Raw genomic sequence first — 24,947 nt, 5'->3', positions numbered from 1 at the left:
GCTGGTGCAACTGACCGAACAAGGCTATTTCGCCTTTGCCGAACAGGCCCTGAGCGAGCGCCGCGCCGCTGGCCTGCCGCCCTTTGCGCACCTGGCCCTGCTGCGCGCCGAAGCCCACAAGCCCGGCCAGGCCGAGGGCTTTCTGGACGAGGCGTGCGGCGTGGCCGAACAGTTGCTGGAACAAATGCAGCTTGCGGGCATCGAACTGCTCGGGCCGGTGCCGGCCCCCATGGAACGCCGGGCCGGCCGTTACCGGGCGCAGCTGCTGTTGCAGGCCAGTGCCCGGGCGCCGCTGCACAAGTTGATCGCCAGCTGGCTGCTGAACCTGGAGCAAATGCCCAGCGGGCGGCAGGTGCGCTGGTCCCTGGATGTGGACCCCGTCGATCTCTATTGAAGACCGTGCTGGCGGGTTCCCAAGCTCCACCCGGTCCTGCGGGGCGACGCCTCGACCTGCAGGGCCGGGCGAAGCTTGGGAAGATGACAACACAGATTTAAAGCCAAACAAGGTTGGCAACGCCCCACCAGCACCGGATAATATCCAGTTTTTCCACCCGCGCTTCCAGGCGCCGCCCGCCCACGCGGACGAACGAGAAGACCATGAAAGACACCATTCGCCAGCTGATTCAACAAGCCCTCACCCAACTCGTCACGGAAGGTGTGTTGCCTGAAGGCTTGACGCCAGCGATCCAGGTGGAAAACGCCCGCGACAAGAAAAACGGCGACTTCGCCAGCAACATCGCCATGATGCTGGCCAAGCCTTCGGGCCTGAAGCCGCGCGACCTGGCCGAGAAGCTGATCGCCGCCCTGCCTGCCGACGCGCAGATCAGCAAGGTCGAGATCGCCGGCCCCGGCTTCCTCAACTTCTTCCAGAACACCCAGGCCCTGGCGGGCCGCCTCGACGCCGCCCTGGCCGACGCCAGGGTCGGCGTGCGCAAGGCCGGCGCTGCCCAGCGCGTGGTAGTCGACCTGTCCGCCCCCAACCTGGCCAAGGAAATGCACGTGGGCCACCTGCGCTCCACCATCATCGGTGACGGCGTGGCGCGGGTACTGGAGTTCCTCGGCGACGAGGTGATTCGCCAGAACCACGTGGGCGACTGGGGCACCCAGTTCGGCATGCTGATGGCCTACCTGCAGGAAAACCCCATCAACAGTGACGAGCTGTCGGACCTGGAAAACTTCTACCGCGCAGCCAAGCAACGCTTCGACGAGTCGCCGGAGTTCGCCGACCGTGCCCGCGGCCTGGTGGTCAAGCTGCAGGCCGGCGATGCCGAGTGCCTGGCACTGTGGACGCGCTTCAAGGACATCTCGCTGTCCCACTGCCAGAAGATCTACGAGCTACTGAACGTCAAGCTGACCATGGCCGACGTGATGGGCGAAAGCGCCTACAACGACGACCTGATCAACGTGGTCAACGACCTGAAGGCTGCAGGCCTGCTGGTGGAAAGCAACGGCGCCCAGTGCGTGTTCCTCGACGAGTTCAAGAACGCCGAGGGCGAGCCGCTGCCGGTGATCATCGTCAAGGCCGACGGCGGCTACCTGTACGCCACCACCGACCTTGCCGCCGTGCGCTACCGCAGCAACACGCTGCAGGCCGACCGCGCCCTGTACTTCGTTGACCAGCGCCAGGCCCTGCACTTCCAGCAGGTGTTCGCCGTGGCCCGCAAGGCCGGCTTCGTGGGCCACCCGATGGACATGGAACACATGGGCTTCGGCACCATGAACGGCGCCGATGGCCGCCCGTTCAAGACCCGTGACGGCGGCACCGTGAAGCTGATCGACCTGCTGACCGAAGCCCAGGAACGCGCCTACGTATTGGTGAAGGAAAAGAACCCGGAGCTGGCCGAGGACGAACTGCGCAACATCGCCAAGGTGGTGGGCATCGACTCGGTGAAATACGCCGACCTGTCCAAGCACCGCACCAGCGACTACAGCTTCAACTTCGACCTGATGCTGAACTTCGAAGGCAACACTGCGCCCTACCTGCTGTACGCCTACACCCGCGTGGCCGGCGTGTTCCGCAAACTGGGCAAGGGTTTTGCCGACGTCGACGGCCAGATCGTTCTGGAAGCCGCGCAGGAACACGAACTGGCCGCCAAGCTGGCGCAGTTCGGTGAAGTACTGAACAACGTTGCCGAGAAGGGCACCCCCCACGTGCTGTGCACCTACCTGTACGATGTGGCCGGGCTGTTCTCCAGCTTCTACGAAAACTGCCCGATCCTGAGCGCCGAAACGCCTGCGCAGCAGCAAAGCCGCCTGCGCCTGGCCGCCCTGACCGGTCGTACCCTCAAGCAAGGCCTGGAGTTGCTCGGCCTGGAAACCCTGGAGCGCATGTAAGTTGGCCGCCAAGAAAACCCCAGCTCCCAAGCGTGGCGCCAGCCGAAACTCCGCTCCAGCGAAAAAGCCGATCCCGGGATGGGTATGGATGGCGGTCGGCCTCACGGTCGGCGCGTTCATCGTGTTCCTGATGAAGCTGGAGCCGGGCCACGACGACGTCAAGCGGGTCAAGCCCGAGCAGGCCAAGGCCGACAAGATCGCCGAGGCCAACAAGACGCCACCGAGCCCGCAAGCGCCGGTCAAGCCCAAGTACGACTTCTATACCCTGCTGCCCGAGTCTGAAGTAATCGTGCCGCCTGAAGCCGTGCCGGAGAAAACCCCGCCCGTACCGGCGCAACCACCGGTTACCCCGGCGGAAGCAGCGAAGATCGATACTGCCCGGGCCCAGGCTGCCCTGTCGGGGCAGACGCCACCCCCGGCGCCCGCCGTGATCAAGCCTGCGGCTACCACGCAGTTCTTCCTGCAGGCTGGCTCGTTCCGCAAGCAGGCTGACGCTGACCGTGTGCGGGCGCAGATCATCCTGCTGGGCCAGGCCGTGTCGGTCGAATCCGGCACCGTCAAGGACGAGACCTGGTACCGCGTGCTGGTGGGACCGTTCAGCAACCGCGAACAGCTGACCGTGGCCCAGAAGCAACTGTCGGGCAGCGGCTTCAGCAACTTGCTGTTACAACAACGCCAGACCCGCCAGTAACCCCCTTTGCCGAGCTTCGCCCGGCCTGCAGACCACCCCCTGCAGGACCGGGTGCAGCTCGGCAAGAAGACACCCCTGCCCCAACACCGCCCATCCGGGAAGGTTGAAATACCCATCCCCACCCCCATATGAGTTTCCATCAGGGCATTTTCGCCCCGCTGCGTGGAGACTCTCCCCTTGACCACCATCGTTTCAGTTCGCCGCCACGGCAAAGTCGTCATGGGCGGCGACGGCCAGGTTTCCCTCGGTAATACCGTGATGAAAGGCAACGCCAAGAAAGTGCGCCGCCTGTACCACGGCCAGGTGATCGCCGGCTTCGCCGGTGCCACCGCCGACGCCTTCACGCTGTTCGAGCGTTTTGAAGGCCAACTGGAGAAACATCAGGGCCACCTGGTGCGTGCCGCCGTGGAACTTGCCAAGGAATGGCGCACCGACCGCTCCCTGAGCCGCCTGGAGGCCATGCTGGCCGTCGCCAACAAGGACGCCTCCTTGATCATCACCGGCAACGGTGACGTGGTCGAACCCGAGGACGGCCTGATCGCCATGGGTTCGGGCGGTGCGTACGCACAAGCCGCGGCCCGCGCCCTGCTGATGAAAACCGAGCTGTCGGCCCGAGAAATCGCCGAGACCGCCCTGGGCATCGCCGGCGACATCTGCGTGTTCACCAACCATAACCTGACCATCGAGGAGCAGGACCTCGCGGAGTGACAAGCTGTTTTGGCGCCCGGCCCGACGCCGGGCTTTTCCACGCTTGGAATCACCGCTAGAGGACCGCCACATACCATGTCCATGACCCCCCGCGAGATCGTCCACGAACTCAACCGCCACATCATCGGCCAGGACGATGCCAAGCGCGCCGTCGCCATTGCCCTGCGCAACCGCTGGCGCCGCATGCAGCTGCCCGCCGAGCTGCGCGTTGAAGTGACGCCCAAGAACATCCTGATGATCGGCCCTACCGGCGTCGGCAAGACCGAAATCGCCCGCCGCCTGGCCAAGCTGGCCAACGCGCCGTTCATCAAGGTCGAAGCCACCAAGTTCACCGAAGTGGGCTATGTGGGCCGTGACGTCGAGTCGATCATTCGCGACCTGGCCGACGCTGCGCTCAAGCTGCTGCGCGAGCAGGAAATCACCCGCGTGCAGCACCGCGCCGAGGACGCCGCCGAAGAGCGCATCCTCGACGCCTTGCTGCCGCCGGCGCGCACGGGCTTCAACGAAGACCAGGGCCACAGCACCGACTCCAACACCCGCCAGCTGTTCCGCAAGCGCCTGCGTGAAGGCCAGCTGGACGACAAGGAAATCGAGATCGAAGTGGCGGAAGCCGTGGGCGTCGACATTTCCGCGCCGCCGGGCATGGAAGAAATGACCAGCCAGTTGCAGAACCTGTTCGCCAACATGGGCAAAGGCAAGAAGAAAAGCCGCAAGCTCAAGGTCAAGGAAGCACTCAAGCTGGTACGCGAGGAAGAAGCCGGGCGCCTGGTCAACGAGGAAGAACTCAAGGCCAAGGCCCTGGAGGCCGTCGAGCAGCACGGTATCGTGTTCATCGACGAAATCGACAAGGTCGCCAAGCGCGGCAACGTCGGCGGTGCCGATGTGTCCCGTGAAGGTGTGCAGCGCGACCTGCTGCCGCTGATCGAAGGCTGCACGGTGAACACCAAGCTGGGCATGGTCAAGACCGACCATATCCTGTTCATCGCTTCCGGCGCTTTCCACCTGAGCAAACCGAGCGACCTGGTGCCCGAGCTGCAAGGCCGCCTGCCGATTCGTGTGGAACTCAAGGCCCTGAGCCCGGAAGACTTCGAGCGCATCCTGCAGGAACCGCACGCTTCGCTGACCGAGCAGTACCGCGAGCTGCTGAAAACCGAAGGCCTGAACATCGAGTTCGCGCCCGAAGGCATCAAGCGCCTGGCCGAGATCGCCTGGCAGGTCAACGAGAAGACCGAAAACATCGGTGCCCGCCGCCTACACACCTTGCTTGAGCGCCTGCTTGAGGAAGTGTCGTTCAGCGCCGGCGACCTGGCCGCGGCCCACAGCGAAGCGCCGATCCTGATCGACGCCGACTACGTCAACAGCCACCTGGGCGAATTGGCGCAGAACGAAGACCTGTCCCGGTATATCCTGTAAGGCATCAGCCCCGCCTTCGCGCCGCCCCCTGTGGTACCGAGCTTCGCCGGTACCACAGACGGTTGTAGCGTTTTGAAGATTGGGGGGTAACCAACAGGCCTATCCCCATGACCAAACTCCCCACCGCTATCAACCTGCACAAGGCCTCGAAAACCCTGACCCTCACCTATGGGCCGGACGAGGCATACCACCTGCCCGCTGAATTTCTGCGGGTGCACTCCCCCTCCGCCGAGGTTCAAGGCCACGGCAAGCCGATACTGCAATTCGGCAAATTGGGTGTAGGCCTGTCCAAAATAGAGCCTGCCGGCCAATACGCACTGAAATTGACCTTCGACGACGGCCACGATAGCGGCCTGTTTACCTGGGATTACCTCTACCAGTTGTCGGTTCGCCAGGAACAACTCTGGGCCGATTATCTGGACGAGCTGCAAAAAGCCGGAAAAACCCGCGACCCCGCGCTGGCGGTGGTCAAACTGATGCTCTAGCCCGGGCCCCGGATTTTCTAGAGAGCATTTTCTAATTCTATTTGCTTGAATGCCTGGGCAGCGTTCGGATTCTGGCCGCTTGCGGTTTCATGCAAAACCGGGTAACCAATGGAACTGGCAGGTTCCCTGCATCGTTTGGATTCAACTGTTCGCTATCACTGGTCACCCGGGCAGTAGTACTGGCTCGCGGCTGCGCTGTCGGCACAGTCACCCACCAGTACTCGTCTCAGGACAACGGAGCGTCGTAGATGAGTATCAAGAACAACGATGAACTGAAGTACCAGGCCTCGGAAAACACCCTGGGGCTGAACCCTGTCATCGGCTTGCGCGGCAAGGACCTGCTGAGCTCCGCGCGCATGATTTTGCGTCAGGCGCTCAGGCAGCCGCTGCACAGTGCCAAGCACGTGGCCCACTTCGGCCTGGAACTCAAGAACGTGCTGTTCGGCAAATCCAGCCTGACGCCGGAAAGCGACGACCGTCGTTTCAACGACCCGGCCTGGAGCCAGAACCCTCTGTACCGCCGCTACCTGCAGACCTACCTGGCCTGGCGCAAGGAGCTGCACGACTGGGCCGGCGACAGTAACCTGTCGGACCAGGACATCGCTCGCGCCCACTTCGTCATCAACCTGATGACCGAGGCCATGGCCCCCACCAACAGCATGGCCAACCCGGCGGCGGTCAAGCGCTTCTTCGAAACCGGTGGCAAGAGCCTGCTCGATGGCCTGGCGCACCTGGCCAAGGACCTGGTCAACAATGGCGGCATGCCCAGCCAGGTCAACATGGATGCTTTCGAGGTGGGCAAGAACCTGGGCATCACCGAAGGGTCGGTGATCTACCGCAATGACGTGCTGGAACTGATCCAGTACCGGCCCACCACCGAACAGACCCATGAACGTCCACTGCTGGTGGTGCCACCGCAAATCAACAAGTTCTACGTATTCGACCTCAGCCCCGAGAAGAGCCTGGCGCGCTTCTGCCTGCGCAGCAACGTGCAGACCTTCATCGTCAGCTGGCGCAACCCTACCAAGGCTCAGCGCGAGTGGGGCCTGTCGACCTATATAGACGCCCTGAAGGAAGCCGTGGACGTGGTCACCGCCGTCACCGGCAGCCCCGACGTAAACATGCTCGGCGCCTGCTCCGGCGGCATCACCTGCACCGCCCTGCTGGGCCATTACGCCGCCCTCGGGGAACGCAAGGTCAACGCCCTGACCTTGCTGGTCAGCGTACTGGACACCACCCTGGATACCCAGGTCGCCTTGTTCGTCGACGAGCAGACCCTGGAAGCTGCCAAGCGCCACTCCTACCAATCCGGCGTGCTCGAGGGCAAGGACATGGCGAAGATATTCGCCTGGATGCGCCCCAATGACCTGATCTGGAACTATTGGGTCAACAACTACCTGATGGGCAACGAGCCGCCGGTGTTCGACATTCTGTTCTGGAACAACGACACCACGCGCCTGCCGGCCGCCTTCCACGGCGACCTGATCGAAATGTTCAAGAACAACCCACTGACCCGGGCCGGCGCCCTTGAAGTGTGCGGTACTGCCATCGACCTCAAGCAGGTCGACAGCGATGTCTTCTGCCTGGCCGGCACCAATGACCACATCACGCCATGGACTTCGTGCTACAAGTCAGCACAGCTGTTCGGTGGCAAGGTGGAGTTCGTGTTGTCCAGCAGTGGCCATATCCAGAGCATTCTCAACCCGCCGGGCAACCCCAAGGCGCGGTTCATGACCAACAGCCAACTGACGTCCACCCCTGCCCAGTGGCAGGACGACTCAACCAAGCACACCGATTCCTGGTGGTTGTACTGGGCCGCCTGGCTGGCCGAGCGTTCAGGGGAAATGAAACAAGCGCCACTCAAGCTGGGCAACAAGGCATACCCGGCCGGAGAGGCTTCACCCGGGACTTACGTGCACGAGCGCTGAGGCGCCAAGGCCCGTCCGAGCACCGCCGCAGTGACTGATGCGGCGGCACAACCTATAGGGCTGATGCATGCAGCAACCGTACATCTTCCGGACCGTCGACCTGGATGGCCAAGCCATCCGCACGGCCGTCAGGCCCGGCAAGCCGCACCTGACGCCACTGCTGATCTTCAACGGTATCGGGGCCAACCTGGAACTGGTGTTCCCGTTCGTCGATGCACTGGACCCGGACCTGGAAGTCATCGCGTTCGACGTACCGGGGGTGGGGGGGTCTTCAACGCCCAGCTACCCGTACCGGTTTCCGGGCCTGGCAAGGCTGACCGCGCGGATGCTCGACTACCTCGATTACGGCCAGGTCAATGCCATCGGCGTGTCGTGGGGCGGCGCGCTGGCGCAGCAATTCGCCTATGACTACCCCGAACGCTGCAAGAAACTGGTGCTGGCCGCCACGGCCGCTGGCGCGGTGATGGTGCCGGGCAAGCCCAAGGTGCTATGGATGATGGCCAGCCCCAGACGCTACATCCAGCCCTCCCATGTGGTGCGCATCGCCCCCGAGATCTACGGCGGTGCCTTTCGCCGCGACCCGGACCTGGCCATGAACCACGCCAGCAAGGTGCGCTCCTCGGGCAAGCTGGGCTACTACTGGCAACTGTTCGCAGGGCTGGGCTGGACCAGCATCCACTGGTTGCACAAGATCCACCAGCCGACCCTGGTGCTGGCCGGCGACGATGACCCGCTGATCCCGCTGATCAACATGCGCCTGCTGGCCTGGCGCATCCCCAATGCCCAACTGCACATCATCGACGACGGCCACCTGTTCCTGATTACCCGCGCCGAGGCTGTCGCCCCGATCATCATGAAGTTTCTCCAGGAAGAGCGCCAACGCGCGGTGATGCATCCGCAGCCGGCGCCGTTTGGCGGCCCCTGACAGGCCGCCGGTTGTCGCGTGCCGGGCCGGAGTGCCCGTCGCGACCCGCGCACACCCGGCTTCCCGGGTGTGCACCGCAGTGTTGGTTGATGGCTCGACGAAGGAGTGTTGCCGCATGAAAGACAAACCAGCAAAGGGGCAGGCGCTCACCGCCGCCAGCTTCATGAACGCCCAGAGCGCGATTACCGGCCTGCGGGGTCGCGACCTGGTTTCGACCTTGCGCAACGTGGGCCGCCACAGCCTGTTGCACCCCGTGCATACCGCTCGGCACGCCCTGGCGCTAGGTAGCCAGCTTGGGCGCGTGCTGATGGGCGACACGCTGCACCAGCCCAACCCGAAGGACACCCGCTTCAGCGACCCGGCCTGGAGCCTGAACCCTTTTTACCGGCGCGGGCTGCAGGCCTACCTGAGCTGGCAAAAGGAAGTGAAGACCTGGATCGATGACAGCGGCCTGCCCGACGACGAGCGCGCCCGCGCCCATTTCGTGTTTACCCTGCTCAACGACGCCATGTCGCCCACCAACTCATTGCTCAACCCCCTGGCGCTCAAAGAGTTGTTCAACTCCGGCGGCCTGAGCCTGTTCAAGGGCATCAACCACCTGCTCGACGACCTGCGCCACAACAACGGCCTGCCGCGCCAGGTAACGCGCGAAGCCTTTGAGGTGGGCAAGACCGTGGCTACCACCCCCGGCGCCGTGGTGTTTCGCAATGAATTGCTGGAGCTGATCCAGTACAAGCCCATGAGCGAAAAGCAGTACGCCAAACCTCTGCTGATCGTGCCGCCGCAAATCAACAAGTACTACATCTTCGATCTCAGCCCGGGCAACAGCTTCGTTCAGTACGCGCTGAAAAACGGCCTGCAGGTGTTCACCATCAGCTGGCGCAACCCGGACCCGCGCCATCGCGAATGGGGCCTCTCCACATATGTGGAAGCGTTGGAAGAAGCGCTCAACGTATGCCGGGCGATCACCGGCGCGCGCGAAGTGAACCTGATGGGCGCTTGCGCCGGCGGCCTGACCATGGCAGCCCTGCAAGGCGTGCTGCAAGCCAAGCGGCAGTTGCGTCGGGTGGCCAGTGCCACCTACCTGGTGAGCCTGCTCGACAGCGAGATCGATAGCCCAGCCACCCTGTTCGCCGATGAACAGGCCCTGGAAGCGGCCAAGCGCCGGTCCTACCAGCATGGCGTGCTGGACGGCCGAGACATGGCCAGGGTGTTCGCCTGGATGCGCCCCAACGACCTGATCTGGAATTACTTCGTCAACAACTACCTGCTGGGCAAGGCCCCGCCGCCTTTCGACGTACTGTACTGGAACAACGACAACACCCGTTTGCCCGCCGCGCTGCACGGTGACCTGCTGGACTTCTTCAAGCACAACCCGTTGACGCACGCGGGGGGGCTGGAGGTGTGCGGCACGGCCATCGACCTGTCCAAGGTCACGGTGGACAGCTTCAGTGTGGCCGGCATCAATGACCACATCACGCCCTGGGACGCGGTGTACCGCTCCACCCTGCTGCTGGGAGGTGACCGGCGCTTCATTCTGTCCAACGCCGGCCACGTCCAGAGCATTCTCAACCCACCGGGCAACCCGAAGGCCTCGTACGTCGACAACCCGCGCCTGAGCAGCGACCCGCGGGCCTGGTACTACGATGCCAAGAACGTGGAGGGCAGTTGGTGGCCGCAATGGCTGACCTGGGTACAGGCCCGCTCAGGCACCCAGCGCGAAACCCAGACAGCCCTGGGCAATGCCAATTACCCCACCCTGGACGCGGCACCCGGCACTTACGTGCTGGTGCGCTGACCTGGGGCCCAAGGACTGACGACCAACCGGATGAAGACGCGCGACCGTATCCTGGAATGTGCCCTGCAGTTGTTCAACCAGCAGGGCGAGCCCAATGTCTCGACCATGGAAATAGCCAATGAGATGGGCATCAGCCCCGGCAACCTGTATTACCACTTCCACGGCAAGGAGCCGTTGATACTGGGTTTGTTCGAGCGTTTCGAGGATGAACTCACGCCCCTGCTCGACCCACCCGAGGACGTGCAACTGACGGCCGAAGACTATTGGCTGTTCCTGCACCTGATCGTGGAACGCATGGCGCAGTACCGCTTCCTGTTCCAGGACCTGTCCAACCTCGCCGGGCGCCTGCCCAAGCTGGCGCGGGGCGTGCGCAGCCTGCTCAACGCCATCAAGCGCACCCTGGCCTCGCTGCTGGCCAGCCTCAAGGCCCAGGGCCAGGTCACCAGTGACACCCAGGCACTGGGGCAACTGGTGGAGCAGATCACCCTGACGCTGGTATTTTCCCTGGACTACCAGCGCATCCTTGGCCGCGATGGCGAGGTGGGCGTAGTGGTTTACCAGATCATGATGCTGGTGGCCCCGCACCTGCACCCCGAGCCACGCCAGGCAGCGGAGCAACTGGCGCTGCGCTACCTGGAAGGCTGACCCGGCCCGCTGCGGGTCTGTGCATAGGCACCAATAAAAACGCCCGGCCTTTGCGGGCCGGGCGTGCGGGCAGCACCTGGAATCAGGACTGCGGTGCGCTTGCCGGGGTCGACGTGCTGCTGGCAGCAGGGGCCGATGGCGAAGCGCTGTTGGCGGTGGATGCCGAAGCAGCAGGTGCCGCGCTGGCCGCCGGGGTTGCAGGCTTGGCCGCGGCAGGCTTCTTGGCCACAGGCTTCCTGGCTGCGGACTTGGCAGCAGGCTTGGCCGCGGCTTTTGCGGCGGCAACCGGCTTCGCGGCCGCCTTGGTGGCCGTCTTGGCCGCCGCGGCGGTTTTCGCCGCCACCGGTTTGGCCACGGCCTTGGTGGCGGTCTTGGCAGCGGAGGCTGCCTTGGCTACCGGCTTCGCGGCTGCCTTGGCCAGCGGTTTGGCCGCGGGCTTGGCGGCCGGTTTGGTTGCGGTCGAGCGGCTGGAGATCGGGGTCACCGACTGCCCTGTCAGCTTCTCGATCTGCTTGGTCAGCGTATCGACCTTGCTGTGCAACTGCTTGACCTCAAGGCGGCTAGGCACGCCCAGACGCGAGATGGCGCTGTTGAGGCGCTTATCGAACGCTTCCTCCAGCTCACTCCACTTGCCCAGTGCACGATCCTTCACTTCACCCACCCGCGACTTCGCGCTCTTGGCGGTGGACTTGACCGAGTCAACACCCTTGTCCACTTCGGCCTTGGCTTCTTCCTCGGCCTTCTCGCCGTCCTTGACCAGGTTCTCGAAAAGCTTACTGCCGTCATTGCTGATCTTGGAGTAAGCGCCTAAACCAGCCAGCCAGATCTGGCGAGAGTATTTCTCAACCTCGCCGACCCAGGAGCTGCCTTCTTTCTCAACCTTCTTCTTGCCAGCCATCCTGCTCTCCTTATTGTTTACGCGCGACACGTTCGAGCAATGCCGTCAGCTCATCGAGCTTAGCAGAGAGTGTCTCGACATCATGTTTAGATGGAATGCCGATGCGGTTCAAGGCACTGGCAACGCGGGTATCGAATGCACTTTCGATACGATCGAGCTGCAGCTCGACCTTACCCTTCACGGACTTGAGCTCCGCCTTGACCTCGCCCTTCACTTCGGCGATTTCGGTGTTGGCGGCCTTGATCTCGGCGTCGATCTTTTTCTTACCGGACTTCTCGACGCCCTCGCCTGTCTTGATCAGCTCCTTGATGTAGCTGACGCCTTCCTTGCCGGCCTTGGCATAGGCACCGATGCCGGCCAGCCAGATCTTGCGCGCATAGGAACGAACTTCGCCGGCGGCATGCTCGGCCGGTTCCTGGACTTTCTTCTTCAGGGTCGCTTTTGCCATGGTGCACCTCATGCTTGGAAAGAATGGAGGATCGCCCACCCAACCGCAGGGCCTGAGCACACATTAATGACAAAAATTAGAATGCTCACCCTAAGAGCCGATACCCCTTCACCCGCTTTGCACATGGTTTTGACATAAATCTCACATTTCGCCCCGTAGGATGCCGTTCGCTTTGTTTTTTAGGTGCTGGCTCCTGGCGCCTGATCGTCGAGAGTTGAACGCCCTATGACCACTGCCTCCCCCGCCGTTCCACGCCGCACCCGCACCGACTGGGCAGGCCTTGGCTGGCTATTTCTGTTCTTCTGGTATTTCTCCGGCGTTACACAGGCCCTGATCCTGTACACCGGCACCACGGGCTTTCAAGGCTTTCGCGACGCATTCTTCCTCAGCGCCCTGTGGCTGATCCCGGCACTGCTGTTCCCTTCTCGCACCAAGCTGATCGCCGCGGTCCTGGGGATCATCCTGTTTCTGTGCTCGCTGGGCAGCCTGTTCTACTTCCTGGTGTACCACCAGGAGTTCTCGCAGAGCGTGATCTTCATCATGTTCGAGTCCAACAACGCCGAGGCCGGCGAGTACCTGGGGCAGTATTTCCAGTGGTGGATGGTGCCCACCTTCCTGCTGTACGCCGCCGTGCCGGTGTTCATCTGGACTCGCCTGCGCCCGGTGCGCATCAGCACCACCAAGGCCATCGCGGTGAGCCTGGCCCTGATCCTGGGCCTGGTAGTGTGGCCGCTGATCAAGGCCGTGAAGAAGAAAGGCAGCTACGAAAGCGGCATGGAGTCGTTCCAGGGCCGCATGGAGCCCGCGGTGCCGTGGCAGTTGGTGATTGGCTACAACAACTACCTCAAGCAGCTCGACGGCATGCAGGACATGCTGGCGCTGGATGCCAAGATCCCGCCCTTGACCAACCTCAAGGACACCATGGCCGGCCAGCCGTCGACCCTGGTGCTGGTGATTGGCGAATCCACCAACCGCGGGCACATGAGCCTGTATGGCTATGGCCGCGACACCAACCCGGAACTCTCGAAGATGCGCGACCAGTTGAGCATCTTCAATGACGTGGTCACCCCGCGCCCCTACACCATCGAAGCGCTGCAACAGGTGCTGACCTTCGCCGACGAGGAGCACCCGGACGAGTTCCTGAAGACGCCATCGATCGTGAAAATGATGAAACAGGCGGGTTACAAGACCTACTGGATCACCAACCAGCAGACCCTCACCAAGCGCAACACCATGCTCACCACGTTCTCCGAGCAGGCGGACGAGCAGGTATACCTGAACAACAACCGCAACCAGAACGCCCGTCAGTACGACGGTGACGTGATCGAGCCGTTCGCCAAGGTGCTGAATGATGCGGCGCCCCGCAAACTGATCATCATTCATTTGCTGGGCACCCATGTCAGCTACCAGTACCGCTACCCGCCGGAATTCGCCAAATTCACTGACAACGTCGGCGTGCCACCATCGATTACCGGTGAACGCCTGGAAACCTACAACGATTACGACAATGCGGTGCTCTACAACGACTTCGTGGTGTCGAACCTGATCAAGAAGTTCCAGGCGGCAGACCCCAACGGTTTCCTGCTGTACCTGTCCGACCACGGTGAAGACGTGTACGACTCGGGCGACCACACCAACCTGGGCCGCAACGAAGGCAACCCGACCTCGGCGATGTACACCATCCCCTTCCTGACCTGGGCCTCGCCAAAATGGAAGGCCGACCATGCCTGGAGCTTCCAGGGCGATGTCAACCGGCCGTACAGCAGCCAGAACCTGATCCATACCTTCGCGGACATGGCGGGCCTGACGTTCAATGAATGGGACCCGACCAAGAGCCTGGTCAATGACAAGTTCGTGGTGCGCCCGCGCCTGATCGGCGACCCCTACAACCCCAAGAACCTGCGCGACTACGCCACCATCGCACCCAAGGCCGATGCCAACGCCGCCGTGGTCCAGAAGTAACCCAGGCCACCCCTTCCCTGCAGCAGCGGCCGCCAGGCCGCATCTCAGGCGCCGCGGCGCATCCGATGTGCCGGGGCAGCGGCTACACGTCAGGCCACCAGGGCCTTGTCCAGGGCCTTCTCGATCTCGCCCTTGATGGACGACCCCATGATCGACAGCATCATGCCCAGCTTCAGGTCCACGCGGATGATGTCGTCACCGATCCGGATGGTGCCGCTGGCGCCGCTGCGCTTGACCTCTACCGTGTCACCGTCCCAGCGGGCCTGCAGGTCGTATTCCCTGGCCAGCTTGTCCACCAGCACCTCGGCTTTCTGCCGGGCCGCGTCGCGCCCCAGGTTGTGTTTGCGCTCAACGCTGATTTGCGTCATCCGACCCTTCCCGAATAAGTGATAATGCTGCCTATAGTATCGCGGTTGGCCCGCCAAGCCATCTGCAACCCAGCCTTGCCAAGACAAAGCCGGCCATGGGGATTAGAATGGCCAGTAATTTTTTCCGGTGACAGCGATATGACCGATCAGCGCAAAGCCAGCGATGCCGAACCTACTACCCACTTCGGCTACAAGAATGTGCCCGAAAGCAAGAAGGCCGAGAAGGTCGCCGAGGTGTTCCACTCGGTAGCGGCCAAGTACGACCTGATGAATGACGTGCTCTCGGGTGGCATGCACCGGCTGTGGAAACGCTTTGCCATCGAACTGTCCGGCGTGCGCAGCGGCAACCGCGTGCTGGACATCGCCGGCGGCACGGGCGACCTCACCCGCAAGTTCTCGAACCTGGTGGGCAGCACCGGCGAAGTGGTGCTGGCCGACATCAACGAATCCATGCTCAAGGTAGGTCGTGACCGCCTGCTGGACCTGGGCGTTGCCGGCAACGTCAGGTTCGTGCAGGCCGACGCCGAGAAGCTGCCGTTCCCGGACAACTACTTCGACTGCGTGACCATTGCCTTCGGCCTGCGCAACGTCACCCACAAGGAAGACGCCATCGCGTCGATGCTGCGCGTGCTCAAGCCGGGCGGCCGCCTGCTGGTGCTGGAGTTCTCCAAGCCCACCAACAAGCTGATGTCCAAGGTCTACGACGCTTACTCGTTTGCCTTCATGCCATTGGCTGGCAAGCTGATCACCAACGACTCGGAAAGCTACCGCTACCTGGCCGAATCGATCCGCATGCACCCCGACCAGGAAACCCTGAAGGCCATGATGGTGCAGGCAGGTTTCGACCGCGTCACGTACCACAACATGACCTCCGGCATCGTTGCGCTGCACCGGGGCATCAAGCCCTGATGCTGTACAGCGGCCTGATCGCCAGCGCCGAGCACGGTCTGAACCGTGTACTGCGCCTTGACGGCACCGCCCTGCCCCGGCTGGCGCGCCTGGCCGGCAAGGTCATCGAAGTCGATTGCCTGATGCCTGCCATGAAGCTCTTCATCCTGCCCAGCGGCGAAGGCCTAATGCTGGCCAGCCAATGGACGGCGCCGGCCGACTGCGTGCTGCAGGCCCCGGCCAGCTGCCTGGTGCAACTGGCCGTCAGCCAGGACAAGCCCGCCGTGCTGCACAGCCCCCAGGTCGACCTCAGCGGCGATAGCGGCGTGCTGCTGGAACTGGTAGGCGTGCTGCAGGACCTGGAGCTGGACTGGGAATACGAGCTGCAACGCTGGCTCGGCCCCGTGGCCAGCCAACTGATCAGCGGCCACCTGCGCCGCGACGCAAGCTGGGTCCGCAAAGGCGTTGCCAGCCTGAACCAGAACATGGCCGAATACCTGGCCGAAGAAACCCGAACCCTGGTGGGCAAGCATGAAGCCGAAGCCAGGTTCGCCGAACTCGACGAGCTCAAAGTCGATGTCGAACGCCTCGAAGCGCGCCTAGAGCGTCTCGTCCGATCCCTCAACTCCAGCGATAACGCATGAAGCTGCTTGCCGTCCGCCGTTTGTTGCGCATCCAGCGCGTCGTGATCCGCTACCGTCTCGATGACCTGCTATTTGCCCTCCCCCTGCCGTGGTTCCTGCGCATCACGCGCTTTGGCATGCCATGGCGCTGGTTACCGCGCAAGCGCCTGGAGCTCAGCCGTGGCGCTGCCCTGCGCCTGGCCTTGCAGGACCTGGGGCCGATCTTCATCAAGTTCGGCCAACTGCTGTCCACCCGCCGCGACCTGCTGCCTGAAGACATCGCCGATGAGCTGATGCTGCTGCAAGACCGTGTGCCGCCCTTCGACCCGCAAAAGGCGGTAAAGCTGATCGAGGAGCAGTTGGGCAAGAAGATCAGCGAGGTGTTCAGCCGCTTCGATGTCGAGCCGCTGGCGTCTGCCTCGGTGGCCCAGGTGCATTCGGCGCAGCTGCGCACGGGTGAGGAAGTGGTGGTCAAGGTGGTGCGCCCCGGCCTCAAGCCGATCATCGGCCAGGACCTGGCGTGGCTGTTCCTGCTGGCGCGCTGGGCAGAAAAGTTTTCCGCCGACGCACGCCTGCTGCACCCGGTGGACGTGGTGGCCGACTACGAGAAGACCATCTACGACGAACTGGACCTGTTGCGCGAAGCCGCCAACTCCAGCCAGCTGCGGCGCAACTTCGAAGATTCGGACATGCTCTACGTGCCCCAGGTGTACTGGGACTGGTGCCGGCCCAAAGTGCTGGTGATGGAGCGCATCTACGGCATCCAGGTCACTGACCTCGCCACCCTGGCCGACCAGCGTACCGACATGAAGCTGCTGGCAGAACGCGGCGTGGAGATCTTCTTCACCCAGGTGTTCCGCGACAGCTTCTTCCACGCCGACATGCACCCGGGCAACATCTTCATCAGCACAGTGGCGCCGTGGAGCCCCAAGTACATCGCGATCGACTGCGGCATCGTCGGCAGCCTCACGCCCGAGGACCAGGACTACCTGGCGCGCAACCTGTTTGCGTTCTTCAAGCGTGACTACCGGCGCGTGGCGCAGTTGCACATCGATTCGGGCTGGGTGCCGGCCGAGACCAAGCTCAACGAGTTCGAGGCGGCGATCCGCACGGTGTGCGAGCCGATCTTCGAGAAGCCGCTGAAGGATATCTCCTTCGGCCAGGTGCTGATGCGCTTGTTCCAGACCGCCCGGCGCTTCAACATGGAAGTGCAGCCACAGCTAGTTCTTCTGCAGAAAACCCTGCTGAACATCGAAGGCCTGGGCCGCCAGCTGTACCCGGACCTGGACCTGTGGAGCACCGCCCAACCGTTCCTGGAACGCTGGATGCGCGAGCGCATGAGCCCCAAGAACCTGTTCCACAACGTGCAGTCCCAGGTGGAGCAACTGCCGCACCTGGCCAACATGACCCGCGACCTGCTCGAACGCATGTCGCAGCCCCATGCCCGCGACCCTTCGCCACCGTGGCGCAAGCCCAGCGAACAGCGCCTGGTTCGGGTGGTGGGTGGCGTGCTGCTGGCCGGGGGTGCGACACTGGCCGCCACCGGCGGCGCCATCGACACCCTGGCGGCCTGGCCGGCATGGGTGATGCTGGCCGCAGGCCTATATCTGGTCGCGCGTTGATAGCCAGCCGCCCATGAGGCTGGCACACTAGAGAGGAGTTCGAGCGAGTCGAACTCGTTGTCGGAGTCGAAAATGAAAGACTGGCTGGACGAGATCAACTGGAACAGCGACGGCCTTGTACCGGCCATCGCCCAGGATAACAAGACCGGGCGCGTGCTGATGATGGCCTGGATGAACCGCGAGGCCCTGGCCCTGACCGCGGCCGAAAACCGTGCCATCTACTGGTCGCGCTCGCGCGGCAAGCTGTGGCGCAAGGGTGAAGACTCCGGCCACGTGCAGCACCTGCACGAAATGCGCCTGGACTGCGACGCCGACGTCATCATCCTGATGGTCGAGCAAGTGGGCGATATTGCCTGCCATACTGGCCGTCAGAGCTGCTTCTATCGCGTCCACGAAAACGGCGAATGGAAAACCGTCGACCCCGTGCTCAAGGACCCGAAGGCCATTTATCAGGCAGGACACAGCCATGAATGACACCCTGACCCGACTCGCCGAAGTGCTGGAGTCGCGCAAAGGCGCCGAGCCCGACAGCTCCTACGTCGCCAGCCTGTACCACAAGGGCCTGAACAAGATTCTGGAAAAGGTCGGCGAAGAGTCCGTGGAGACCATCATCGCCGCCAAGGACGCCGCCATCAGCGGAGATTACAGCGATGTCATCTATGAAACCGCCGATCTGTGGTTCCATAGCCTGGTGATGCTGGCGGCGATGGGCCAACACCCACAAGCCGTCCTGGACGAACTGGACCGCCGTTTCGGGCTGTCCGGCCATGCCGAGAAAGCCGCCCGTCAGCCTTCATAACGTATTTGAACGAGGAAATACCCCATGGGTCTCTTTGACTGGAAACACTGGATTGTCATCCTGATTGTCGTGGTACTGGTTTTCGGTACCAAGAAGCTGAAAAACCTGGGCACCGACGTCGGCGAGTCGATCAAGGGCTTTCGCAAGGCCATGAACGATGACGACAAGCCTGCCGAACAGCCGGTACCGCCTGCCCAGCCCGTGCACCCGCAGGCCACCTCGCCCCTGAGCCAGCCGCACACCATCGACGCCACGGCCCAGAAAGTCGAAGAGCCGATCAGGAAAGACTAAGTCATGTTCGGGATCAGCTTCAGCGAATTGCTTCTGGTAGGCCTGGTGGCCCTGCTCGTGCTAGGCCCCGAGCGCCTGCCGGGCGCCGCGCGCACCGCAGGGTTGTGGGTTGGCCGGCTCAAGCGCAGCTTCAATGCCATCAAGGCGGAAGTGGAGCGCGAAATAGGCGCCGATGAAATTCGCCGGCAACTGCACAACGAGCACATCATGTCGCTGGAGCAGGAAGCCAGGAAGATCCTGAGCCCGCTGCAGCAGGCGATCAATCCCACGCCTGCGCAGCCGCAGCCCTTGGCCGCCCCGATCGAAACGCCCCCGCCTCCTGCGGCAGCCGACCTTGATCGCGATAGCCATGTCGCGCAACCAGGCCATGCACCCATGGCCGGGCAGCCGATGCCCGAGCAAGTTCCCGGCGAGCACACCCCGCCTCACGACCCGACACAGCCGCCGCGAGCCCCATGAGCGAAATTCCCGAAAACGACCAGCCCATGCCGCTGGTCTCGCACCTCACCGAGTTGCGTACCCGACTGCTGCGCTGCGTAGCCGCGATTTTCATCATCTTCGCCGGCCTGTTCGCCTTTACCCAGCAGATCTACACCTTCGTCTCCATCCCGCTGCGCCAGTACCTGCCGGCCGGGGCGACGATGATCGCCACCGACGTGTCCTCGCCTTTCCTCACGCCGCTGAAGCTGACCATGATGGTCTCGCTGTTCCTGGCCATCCCGGTGATCCTGCACCAGATCTGGGGCTTCATCGCCCCCGGCCTGTACAAGCATGAAAAGCGCGTGGCGGTGCCGTTGCTGGTGTCCAGCATCCTGCTGTTCTACTGCGGCATGGCCTTCGCGTATTTCCTGGTGTTCCCGCTGATCTTCAAGTTCTTCGCCGCCGCCACCCCGGCGGGCGTGGAAATGATGACCGACATCACCAGCTACCTCGATTTCGTCATGACCTTGTTCTTCGCCTTCGGCGTGGCCTTCGAGATCCCGGTGGCCGTGGTGCTGCTGGTGTGGATCGGCGTGGTCGACGTGGCGCAACTGAAGAAAATGCGCCCGTACGTGATCATCGGCTGCTTCGTGGTGGGCATGATCCTCACGCCACCGGACATTTTCTCGCAGACCCTGCTGGCGGTGCCCATGTGGCTGCTGTTCGAGATTGGCGTGCTGTTTGGCGGGCTGGTGAGCAAGCGCGGCGACGCTGAACAAACCAGCGACAAAGACGACCAGCCGCCAGCTACCCTGCCGTGAACCTGCTGTTGCTCGAGGAGGCCGACTTCATCGCGGCCGACCGGGTGGTCCTGCGTGATCGCCGCCTGGTCCACATGCAAGAGGTCCATGGCGTGGCCGTGGGCGACAGCTTGCGCGTGGGGCGCATCGGTGGCCTGATGGGCCGGGCCGAAGTCGTACGCCTGGAGCCTCGCGAAGCTGAGCTGCAGGTGGTACTGGACCAGGCGCCACCGGCCAAGCTGCCGCTGACCCTGGTACTGGCGCTGCCGCGCCCGAAAATGCTGCGCCGGGTGTTTCAGACCATCGCCACCATGGGCGTTGCCAAGGTCATTCTGGTCAACAGCTACCGGGTGGAGAAAAGCTTCTGGCAGACGCCGTTCCTGCAGGCCGAGGCCATCCGCGAAAACCTGGTGCTGGGCCTGGAACAGGCCCGTGACACGGTGCTGCCCGAGATCATCGTCGAGAAGCGCTTCAAGCCTTTCGTCGAAGACCGCCTGCCCGCCATCGCTGATGGCACCCTGGGCCTGGTCGGCCACCCCGGCAATTACCCACCCTGCCCTCGCGCCTTGCAGGAACCGGTGACCCTGGCCATCGGCCCCGAGGGCGGTTGGATCCCCTACGAGGTCGACCTGCTGGCCAAGGCCGGCTTGAGCCCGGTGCAACTGGGCGAGCGCATCCTTCGCGTCGAGACCGCCGTCACCGCCTTGCTTGCCCGCTTGTTCTAAACGCCGCCCTTTTCGCTGGCAAGCGCACCAAAGCGTGGAAAAGTCCGATCCACGGCATTACAGAACCTTTGCACCGAGCCGATACAAGGTCACGCTAAGGCATTACGCCCTGACTGCTCGCTAGGAGTGCAAGCGCATGTACCGTTGGATGCAATACCACCTTGGGCATATCAGTGTCCGGCGCAAACTGATACTTGGCTTCGGCCTGGTCCTGCTCATGACCCTGCTGACCACCAGCACCGCCTGGACTGGCCTCGACGCCCTGATCAACAGGGGCGACAAGCTCAACACCATCGCCCACGTGGGTGATCTGACCCGTGACCTGCGTATCACCCGCCTCCAGGTCGCGACGCAGGCCGCCACCACCGACAAACTGCTGGACGTGCTCAATAGCCTGGATCGCCAGCTGGCCACCGCACGCCAGCAGCTGACAGACCCCGAAGACTTGAGCCGTGTCGACCGCCAGATTGAAGCCGCCCGCCAGTATCGCCAGGCATTGGACCAACTGGAGCAGGCACAGAAAACCGGCAGTAGCGACAACACCGCCCTGTTCAAACGCTTGGGCGATGCCGGCAGCGTGCTGCTGGACATGAGCGACGAGCTGAGCAAATCCCAGACCAGCAAACGCGATGCCGATGCGGCCAATGCCCGTTCATGGCTGAGCGTCGCCGCAGTGATGGCGCTGGTCTTCAGCATGCTGGCGGGTTTCGCCATCACGCGGCAGATAGTTCGCCCATTGCAGGCCACCCTGAAGATCATGGACGAGGTAGCCGCTGGCGATCTCAGCCATGACCACAGCGTCGACCGCCGTGACGAGCTGGGCCAACTGCAGAACAGCCTGCAACGCATGACCGTGGGCCTGCGTACCCTGATCGGCGGTATCAGCGACGGCATTACCCAATTGGCCAGCGCCGCCGAAGAGCTTTCAGCGGTGACGGAGCAGACGAGCGCCGGCGTCACCAGCCAGAAAGTGGAGACCGATCAAGTGGCCACCGCCATGAACCAGATGGCCGCCACCGTGCAGGAAGTGGCCCGCAACGCCGAACAAGCCAGTGAGGCGGCCGTGGCGGCCGACCAACAGGCCCGGGAAGGCGATCGGGTAGTCAGCGAGGCCATTGAGCAGATCGAGCGCCTGGCGGCCGAAGTGGGGCACTCCACCGAGGCCATGGGACAGCTCAAGCGCGAAAGCGACAAGATTGGCGGCGTGCTGGACGTGATCAAGTCGGTAGCCCAACAGACCAACCTGCTGGCCCTGAACGCCGCCATCGAAGCGGCCCGTGCCGGTGAAGCCGGCCGCGGCTTCGCCGTGGTCGCGGACGAAGTGCGCAGCCTGGCCCAGCGCACCCAGCAGTCCACCGAGGAAATCGAGCAGTTGATCGCCGGCCTGCAGAGCGGCACCCAGCAGGTCTCAGCGGTGATGGACAATAGCCGCACACTGACCGAGAGCAGCGTGGAACTGAGCCGCCGCGCTGGCAGTTCGCTGGAAAGCATCACCCGCACGGTGTCGACCATCCAGAACATGAACCAGCAGATTGCCGCGGCGGCCGAGCAGCAGAGCGCTGTGGCCGAAGAGATCAACCGCAGCGTGATGACCGTGCGCGATGTATCGGATCAAACGTCCGCCGCCAGCGAGGAAACAGCCGCGTCCAGTATCGAACTGGCGCGCCTGGGCACCCATTTGCAGGGCCTGGTGGGGCGGTTCAGGGTATAAAAGATGAGGCGCCCTATGCCGCTGCGTGTTCTATCAAAGGCCAGGCAGACAAGGGCGCCAGCTGGGCGCGTACTTATAGCGCATTTCCCAGATTGACAAGCAACAAGTATGAATGTCCCATTTCTGTACTTCCCCTTCTGACAAGGTATTGAAATACCCACGCCGTGCCTGCCGACTTAAGCGAAGTCAGTGTCGTGCCACTGACCGGGAAGTCTGTTGAGTTATTGGCTGCGACCGTCATGGAGCCTAGTTCCCTGGTTGTATTGCCTACATTGTGTCTTGCACATTTCCATGTAACCACATCGCCCACAGCTGGCGTATAGGTCGCTTTGAACGTACCTCCCGAGGCGTACGGCGGATATCTCCCATCGGCCAGCTGGCCATTCAACGTGGGAGTGTTAAATATCGAGTCGATGGTACTGAGATCATCCATTTCAAAAACCCTCTGCAGAATAAGAGCCACGAAAAGGTCGTGACACACCTTAATCTAAACGTGGGAGCGGCACGGACAACTGTCAAATCCTGCAATTTATGAAGGTTTTCAAACCATCAAAAGTATCAACAATAATTCAAACAAATGATGCCGGGTGAAGCGGCGTGCAACCGCTTCGGTCGAGGCGCCTGGTTCGCGAGCTGCGCCCGTCCCTACAGGTTCAGCGGCATTCCTGTGGGACCGGGCGAAGCTCGGGAAGGGTACAGCGCGGTAGGCCTGATGCGCCGCGGGCACCTGTAACGGGGCCAGGGCCGCTGCAGGTACTTCGCGCGTGTTCAGAGCACCTGGCGCAGGAAGGCCTGGGCGCGGGGGTCTCTGGGTTCGGTGAAGAATTGATCGGGCGGCGAGTCTTCCAGCAGCTTGCCATGGTCGAAGAACAGCACGCGGTGCGCCACTTCGCGAGCAAAACCCATTTCGTGGGTGACGCAGATCATGGTCATGCCTTCCAGGGCCAGGGTCTTCATGACATCCAGCACCTCGCCGACCATCTCCGGGTCCAGTGCGGAGGTTGGTTCGTCGAAGAGCATGACCTTGGGGTCCATGGCCAACGCACGGGCAATGGCCACGCGCTGTTGCTGGCCGCCAGACAGGCGCGACGGGTACTCGTTGGCCTTCTGGCCGATACCCACTTTCTCGAGCAACGCCAGGGCCTTCTGCTCACGCTCTTTCTTGCTGCGCTTGCGCACGATCTTCTGCGCCAGGCACAGGTTCTCCAGCACCGTCATGTGTGGAAACAGGTTGAAGTGCTGGAACACCATGCCCACTTCACGCCGGTAGGCGTTGATGTCGGTTTTCGGGTCGGCCAGCGACAGGCCATCAATGCTCACGGTGCCCTCGTCGAACTGCTCGAGGCCATTCAGGCAACGCAGGAAGGTCGACTTGCCCGACCCGGAAGGCCCGACCACCACCAGAACTTCGCCCTTCGCCACCTGAGTGGTCACATGGTCCACGGCTCGTACCACCTGGCCACGGGTATCGAAGACTTTCACCAGATCACGTACTTCAATCACTTTGTGCAAGCCTCCGCTCAAGCCGGCTGGCAAGGTGCGACAGCGGCAGGTTGATCAGCAAATACAGGGCCGCCACGCAGAACCAGATCTCGAAGGTGGAGAACGAGGTGGTGATGGCTTCACGGCCGCTCTTGGTCAGCTCGGTGATGGAAATGACCGAGACCAGGGAGGTGTCCTTGACCAGGCTGATGAACTGCCCGGCCAATGGCGGTAGTACGCGCTTGAAGGCCTGGGGCAGGATCACATGGCGCATGGACTGGCCGGCGCTCAGGCCCAGGGACCGCGCCGCCTCGCCTTGGCCACGGGCGATGGACTGCACACCGGCACGGACGATCTCCGCCACATAGGCGCCCGTGAACAGCGACAGCGCGGCCACACCGGCGAACTCCCGCGACAGGTTGAGCACGGTGCCGATGAAGAAGTAGAAAATGAACAGTTGCACCAGCAATGGCGTGCCACGCACCAGCTCGACGTACACCGTGGACAGGTCACGCAGGGTGGGGTTGCTGGACAGGCGGCACAGCCCGGCCATCAGCCCGATGAACAGGCCGATCACACCCGACACCACCGAAATCCATACGGTGGCCCACAGCCCCCATGCCAGCGGCCCAGCCGCCCAATGGCGGGTAACGCCTACCGGGTCACCTTCGGAGACATCATCGCCCTGGGACACTCTCACACTGTCCTGGGCCACGCTGAGCACCTGTTGGTCGCCGTCTTCATCCTTGAGCGTCACCCGGGCCATCTTGCCTTGCAGGTCGATGGCTTCGACGGTGCCGTTGCCGGCGGCGCGCTGCACGTCCTCGGCCTGGTAGGCGAAGTACTGGGGCACGCGGTTCCAGCGCCACTCATAGGAGATCAGCGACGTCGCGTAAAACAGGGCGACAGCCAGGCCCACCAGGACCAGCGCCGTCAGCCCGTGCCAGGGCCACTGGGCTTTCTTGTGTTTGATCACTACTGCG

General features: G+C 62.9%; 25 protein-coding genes and 1 pseudogene. 21 read left to right on the top strand and 5 right to left on the bottom strand.

What is annotated here, in order from left to right; translation table 11 throughout:
- The 10 genes and pseudogenes from QBK88_RS10255 to QBK88_RS10210 form a co-directional block, all read left to right on the top strand.
- Nucleotides 1–394 (top strand): annotated as a pseudogene (locus tag QBK88_RS10255) (primosomal protein N'); the annotation flags it as partial.
- A gap of 203 nt (nt 395–597) precedes the next feature.
- On the top strand, nt 598–2,334 hold the full coding sequence (argS, locus tag QBK88_RS10250; protein ID WP_277961954.1) for an arginine--tRNA ligase: 1,737 nt from the start codon (nt 598–600) through the stop codon (nt 2,332–2,334).
- Between the two features lies 1 nt (nt 2,335).
- Entirely contained in the window at nt 2,336–3,025 is a 690-nt protein-coding gene (locus QBK88_RS10245) for an SPOR domain-containing protein (protein WP_268146021.1), read from the top strand.
- A gap of 177 nt (nt 3,026–3,202) precedes the next feature.
- A complete protein-coding gene (hslV, locus tag QBK88_RS10240) occupies nt 3,203–3,733 on the top strand; it encodes an ATP-dependent protease subunit HslV (protein WP_027979824.1) in 531 nt (176 codons plus the stop codon).
- A gap of 75 nt (nt 3,734–3,808) precedes the next feature.
- Nucleotides 3,809–5,146 carry an ATP-dependent protease ATPase subunit HslU gene (gene hslU, locus QBK88_RS10235; RefSeq protein ID WP_158156401.1) on the top strand — a complete coding sequence of 446 codons (1,338 nt, stop codon included), beginning with the start codon at nt 3,809–3,811 and terminating at the stop codon, nt 5,144–5,146.
- A gap of 107 nt (nt 5,147–5,253) precedes the next feature.
- A complete protein-coding gene (locus QBK88_RS10230; protein WP_277961953.1) occupies nt 5,254–5,631 on the top strand; it encodes a DUF971 domain-containing protein in 378 nt (125 codons plus the stop codon).
- A gap of 248 nt (nt 5,632–5,879) precedes the next feature.
- Nucleotides 5,880–7,559, top strand: coding sequence for a class II poly(R)-hydroxyalkanoic acid synthase (gene phaC, locus QBK88_RS10225; RefSeq protein ID WP_277961952.1), 1,680 nt, complete (start codon nt 5,880–5,882; stop codon nt 7,557–7,559).
- Between the two features lie 67 nt (nt 7,560–7,626).
- Complete coding sequence (gene phaZ / locus QBK88_RS10220; protein ID WP_268146024.1) at nt 7,627–8,484, top strand: poly(3-hydroxyalkanoate) depolymerase; 858 nt, start codon at nt 7,627–7,629, stop codon at nt 8,482–8,484.
- Between the two features lie 115 nt (nt 8,485–8,599).
- A complete protein-coding gene (phaC, locus tag QBK88_RS10215) occupies nt 8,600–10,282 on the top strand; it encodes a class II poly(R)-hydroxyalkanoic acid synthase (protein WP_277961951.1) in 1,683 nt (560 codons plus the stop codon).
- Nucleotides 10,283–10,312: 30 nt separating this feature from the next.
- The gene (locus QBK88_RS10210) at nt 10,313–10,927 is read left to right on the top strand and encodes a TetR/AcrR family transcriptional regulator (RefSeq protein ID WP_158156392.1); all 615 of its coding nucleotides are present in this window, start codon (nt 10,313–10,315) and stop codon (nt 10,925–10,927) included.
- Between the two features lie 82 nt (nt 10,928–11,009).
- Here QBK88_RS10210 and QBK88_RS10205 read toward each other — a convergent pair whose 3' ends face one another.
- Nucleotides 11,010–11,825, bottom strand: a complete 816-nt coding sequence (locus QBK88_RS10205; protein WP_277961950.1) for a phasin family protein — start codon at nt 11,823–11,825, stop codon at nt 11,010–11,012.
- Between the two features lie 10 nt (nt 11,826–11,835).
- On the bottom strand, nt 11,836–12,273 hold the full coding sequence (locus QBK88_RS10200) for a phasin family protein (protein WP_277961949.1): 438 nt from the start codon (nt 12,271–12,273) through the stop codon (nt 11,836–11,838).
- Between the two features lie 225 nt (nt 12,274–12,498).
- Between QBK88_RS10200 and cptA the strand changes: the two genes are divergently transcribed.
- Nucleotides 12,499–14,235 carry a phosphoethanolamine transferase CptA gene (cptA, locus tag QBK88_RS10195; RefSeq protein WP_277961948.1) on the top strand — a complete coding sequence of 579 codons (1,737 nt, stop codon included), beginning with the start codon at nt 12,499–12,501 and terminating at the stop codon, nt 14,233–14,235.
- An 89-nt stretch (nt 14,236–14,324) separates the two neighbouring features.
- On the opposite strand, the gene QBK88_RS10190 is transcribed toward cptA, so the two are convergent.
- Nucleotides 14,325–14,603 carry a polyhydroxyalkanoic acid system family protein gene (locus QBK88_RS10190; protein WP_268146031.1) on the bottom strand — a complete coding sequence of 93 codons (279 nt, stop codon included), beginning with the start codon at nt 14,601–14,603 and terminating at the stop codon, nt 14,325–14,327.
- A gap of 138 nt (nt 14,604–14,741) precedes the next feature.
- Between QBK88_RS10190 and ubiE the strand changes: the two genes are divergently transcribed.
- The 10 genes from ubiE to QBK88_RS10140 all read left to right on the top strand — a co-directional run bounded on the left by ubiE (nt 14,742) and on the right by QBK88_RS10140 (nt 22,482).
- A complete protein-coding gene (gene ubiE, locus QBK88_RS10185) occupies nt 14,742–15,512 on the top strand; it encodes a bifunctional demethylmenaquinone methyltransferase/2-methoxy-6-polyprenyl-1,4-benzoquinol methylase UbiE (protein ID WP_268146033.1) in 771 nt (256 codons plus the stop codon).
- Nucleotides 15,512–16,135, top strand: coding sequence for an SCP2 sterol-binding domain-containing protein (locus tag QBK88_RS10180; protein ID WP_277961947.1), 624 nt, complete (start codon nt 15,512–15,514; stop codon nt 16,133–16,135). Before ubiE ends, QBK88_RS10180 begins: the two co-directional genes overlap by 1 nt.
- The gene (gene ubiB / locus QBK88_RS10175) at nt 16,132–17,736 is read left to right on the top strand and encodes a ubiquinone biosynthesis regulatory protein kinase UbiB (RefSeq protein ID WP_277961946.1); all 1,605 of its coding nucleotides are present in this window, start codon (nt 16,132–16,134) and stop codon (nt 17,734–17,736) included. The genes QBK88_RS10180 and ubiB overlap by 4 nt, the downstream gene beginning before the upstream one ends.
- Before the next feature lie 72 nt (nt 17,737–17,808).
- Entirely contained in the window at nt 17,809–18,210 is a 402-nt protein-coding gene (gene hisI / locus QBK88_RS10170) for a phosphoribosyl-AMP cyclohydrolase (protein ID WP_277961945.1), read from the top strand.
- Complete coding sequence (locus tag QBK88_RS10165; protein WP_268146040.1) at nt 18,203–18,535, top strand: phosphoribosyl-ATP diphosphatase; 333 nt, start codon at nt 18,203–18,205, stop codon at nt 18,533–18,535. Before hisI ends, QBK88_RS10165 begins: the two co-directional genes overlap by 8 nt.
- A gap of 24 nt (nt 18,536–18,559) precedes the next feature.
- Complete coding sequence (locus tag QBK88_RS10160; RefSeq protein ID WP_158156372.1) at nt 18,560–18,826, top strand: twin-arginine translocase TatA/TatE family subunit; 267 nt, start codon at nt 18,560–18,562, stop codon at nt 18,824–18,826.
- Nucleotides 18,827–18,829: 3 nt separating this feature from the next.
- A complete protein-coding gene (gene tatB, locus QBK88_RS10155; RefSeq protein ID WP_277961944.1) occupies nt 18,830–19,285 on the top strand; it encodes a Sec-independent protein translocase protein TatB in 456 nt (151 codons plus the stop codon).
- The gene (tatC, locus tag QBK88_RS10150; RefSeq protein ID WP_268146049.1) at nt 19,282–20,067 is read left to right on the top strand and encodes a twin-arginine translocase subunit TatC; all 786 of its coding nucleotides are present in this window, start codon (nt 19,282–19,284) and stop codon (nt 20,065–20,067) included. The genes tatB and tatC overlap by 4 nt, the downstream gene beginning before the upstream one ends.
- Nucleotides 20,064–20,771: a 16S rRNA (uracil(1498)-N(3))-methyltransferase gene (locus tag QBK88_RS10145; RefSeq protein WP_277961943.1), complete on the top strand. Its 708-nt coding sequence runs from the start codon at nt 20,064–20,066 to the stop codon at nt 20,769–20,771. The genes tatC and QBK88_RS10145 overlap by 4 nt, the downstream gene beginning before the upstream one ends.
- Before the next feature lie 136 nt (nt 20,772–20,907).
- Nucleotides 20,908–22,482, top strand: coding sequence for a methyl-accepting chemotaxis protein (locus QBK88_RS10140; protein WP_277961942.1), 1,575 nt, complete (start codon nt 20,908–20,910; stop codon nt 22,480–22,482).
- A 768-nt stretch (nt 22,483–23,250) separates the two neighbouring features.
- Here the strand turns inward: QBK88_RS10140 and QBK88_RS10135 are convergent.
- Together QBK88_RS10135 and QBK88_RS10130 are read right to left on the bottom strand one after the other, a co-directional pair.
- Nucleotides 23,251–23,985, bottom strand: coding sequence for an amino acid ABC transporter ATP-binding protein (locus tag QBK88_RS10135; RefSeq protein WP_277961957.1), 735 nt, complete (start codon nt 23,983–23,985; stop codon nt 23,251–23,253).
- Entirely contained in the window at nt 23,978–24,940 is a 963-nt protein-coding gene (locus tag QBK88_RS10130) for an amino acid ABC transporter permease (RefSeq protein WP_277961941.1), read from the bottom strand. The genes QBK88_RS10135 and QBK88_RS10130 overlap by 8 nt, the downstream gene beginning before the upstream one ends.
- Between the last annotated feature and the right edge of the window lie 7 nt (nt 24,941–24,947).

The sequence above is a fragment of the Pseudomonas sp. RIT-To-2 genome (assembly GCF_029623465.1).
Lineage (GTDB): Bacteria > Pseudomonadota > Gammaproteobacteria > Pseudomonadales > Pseudomonadaceae > Aquipseudomonas > Aquipseudomonas silvicola.
The sequence above is the reverse complement of the archived record's forward strand: the minus strand, read 5'-3'. Positions and strand labels throughout refer to the sequence as shown.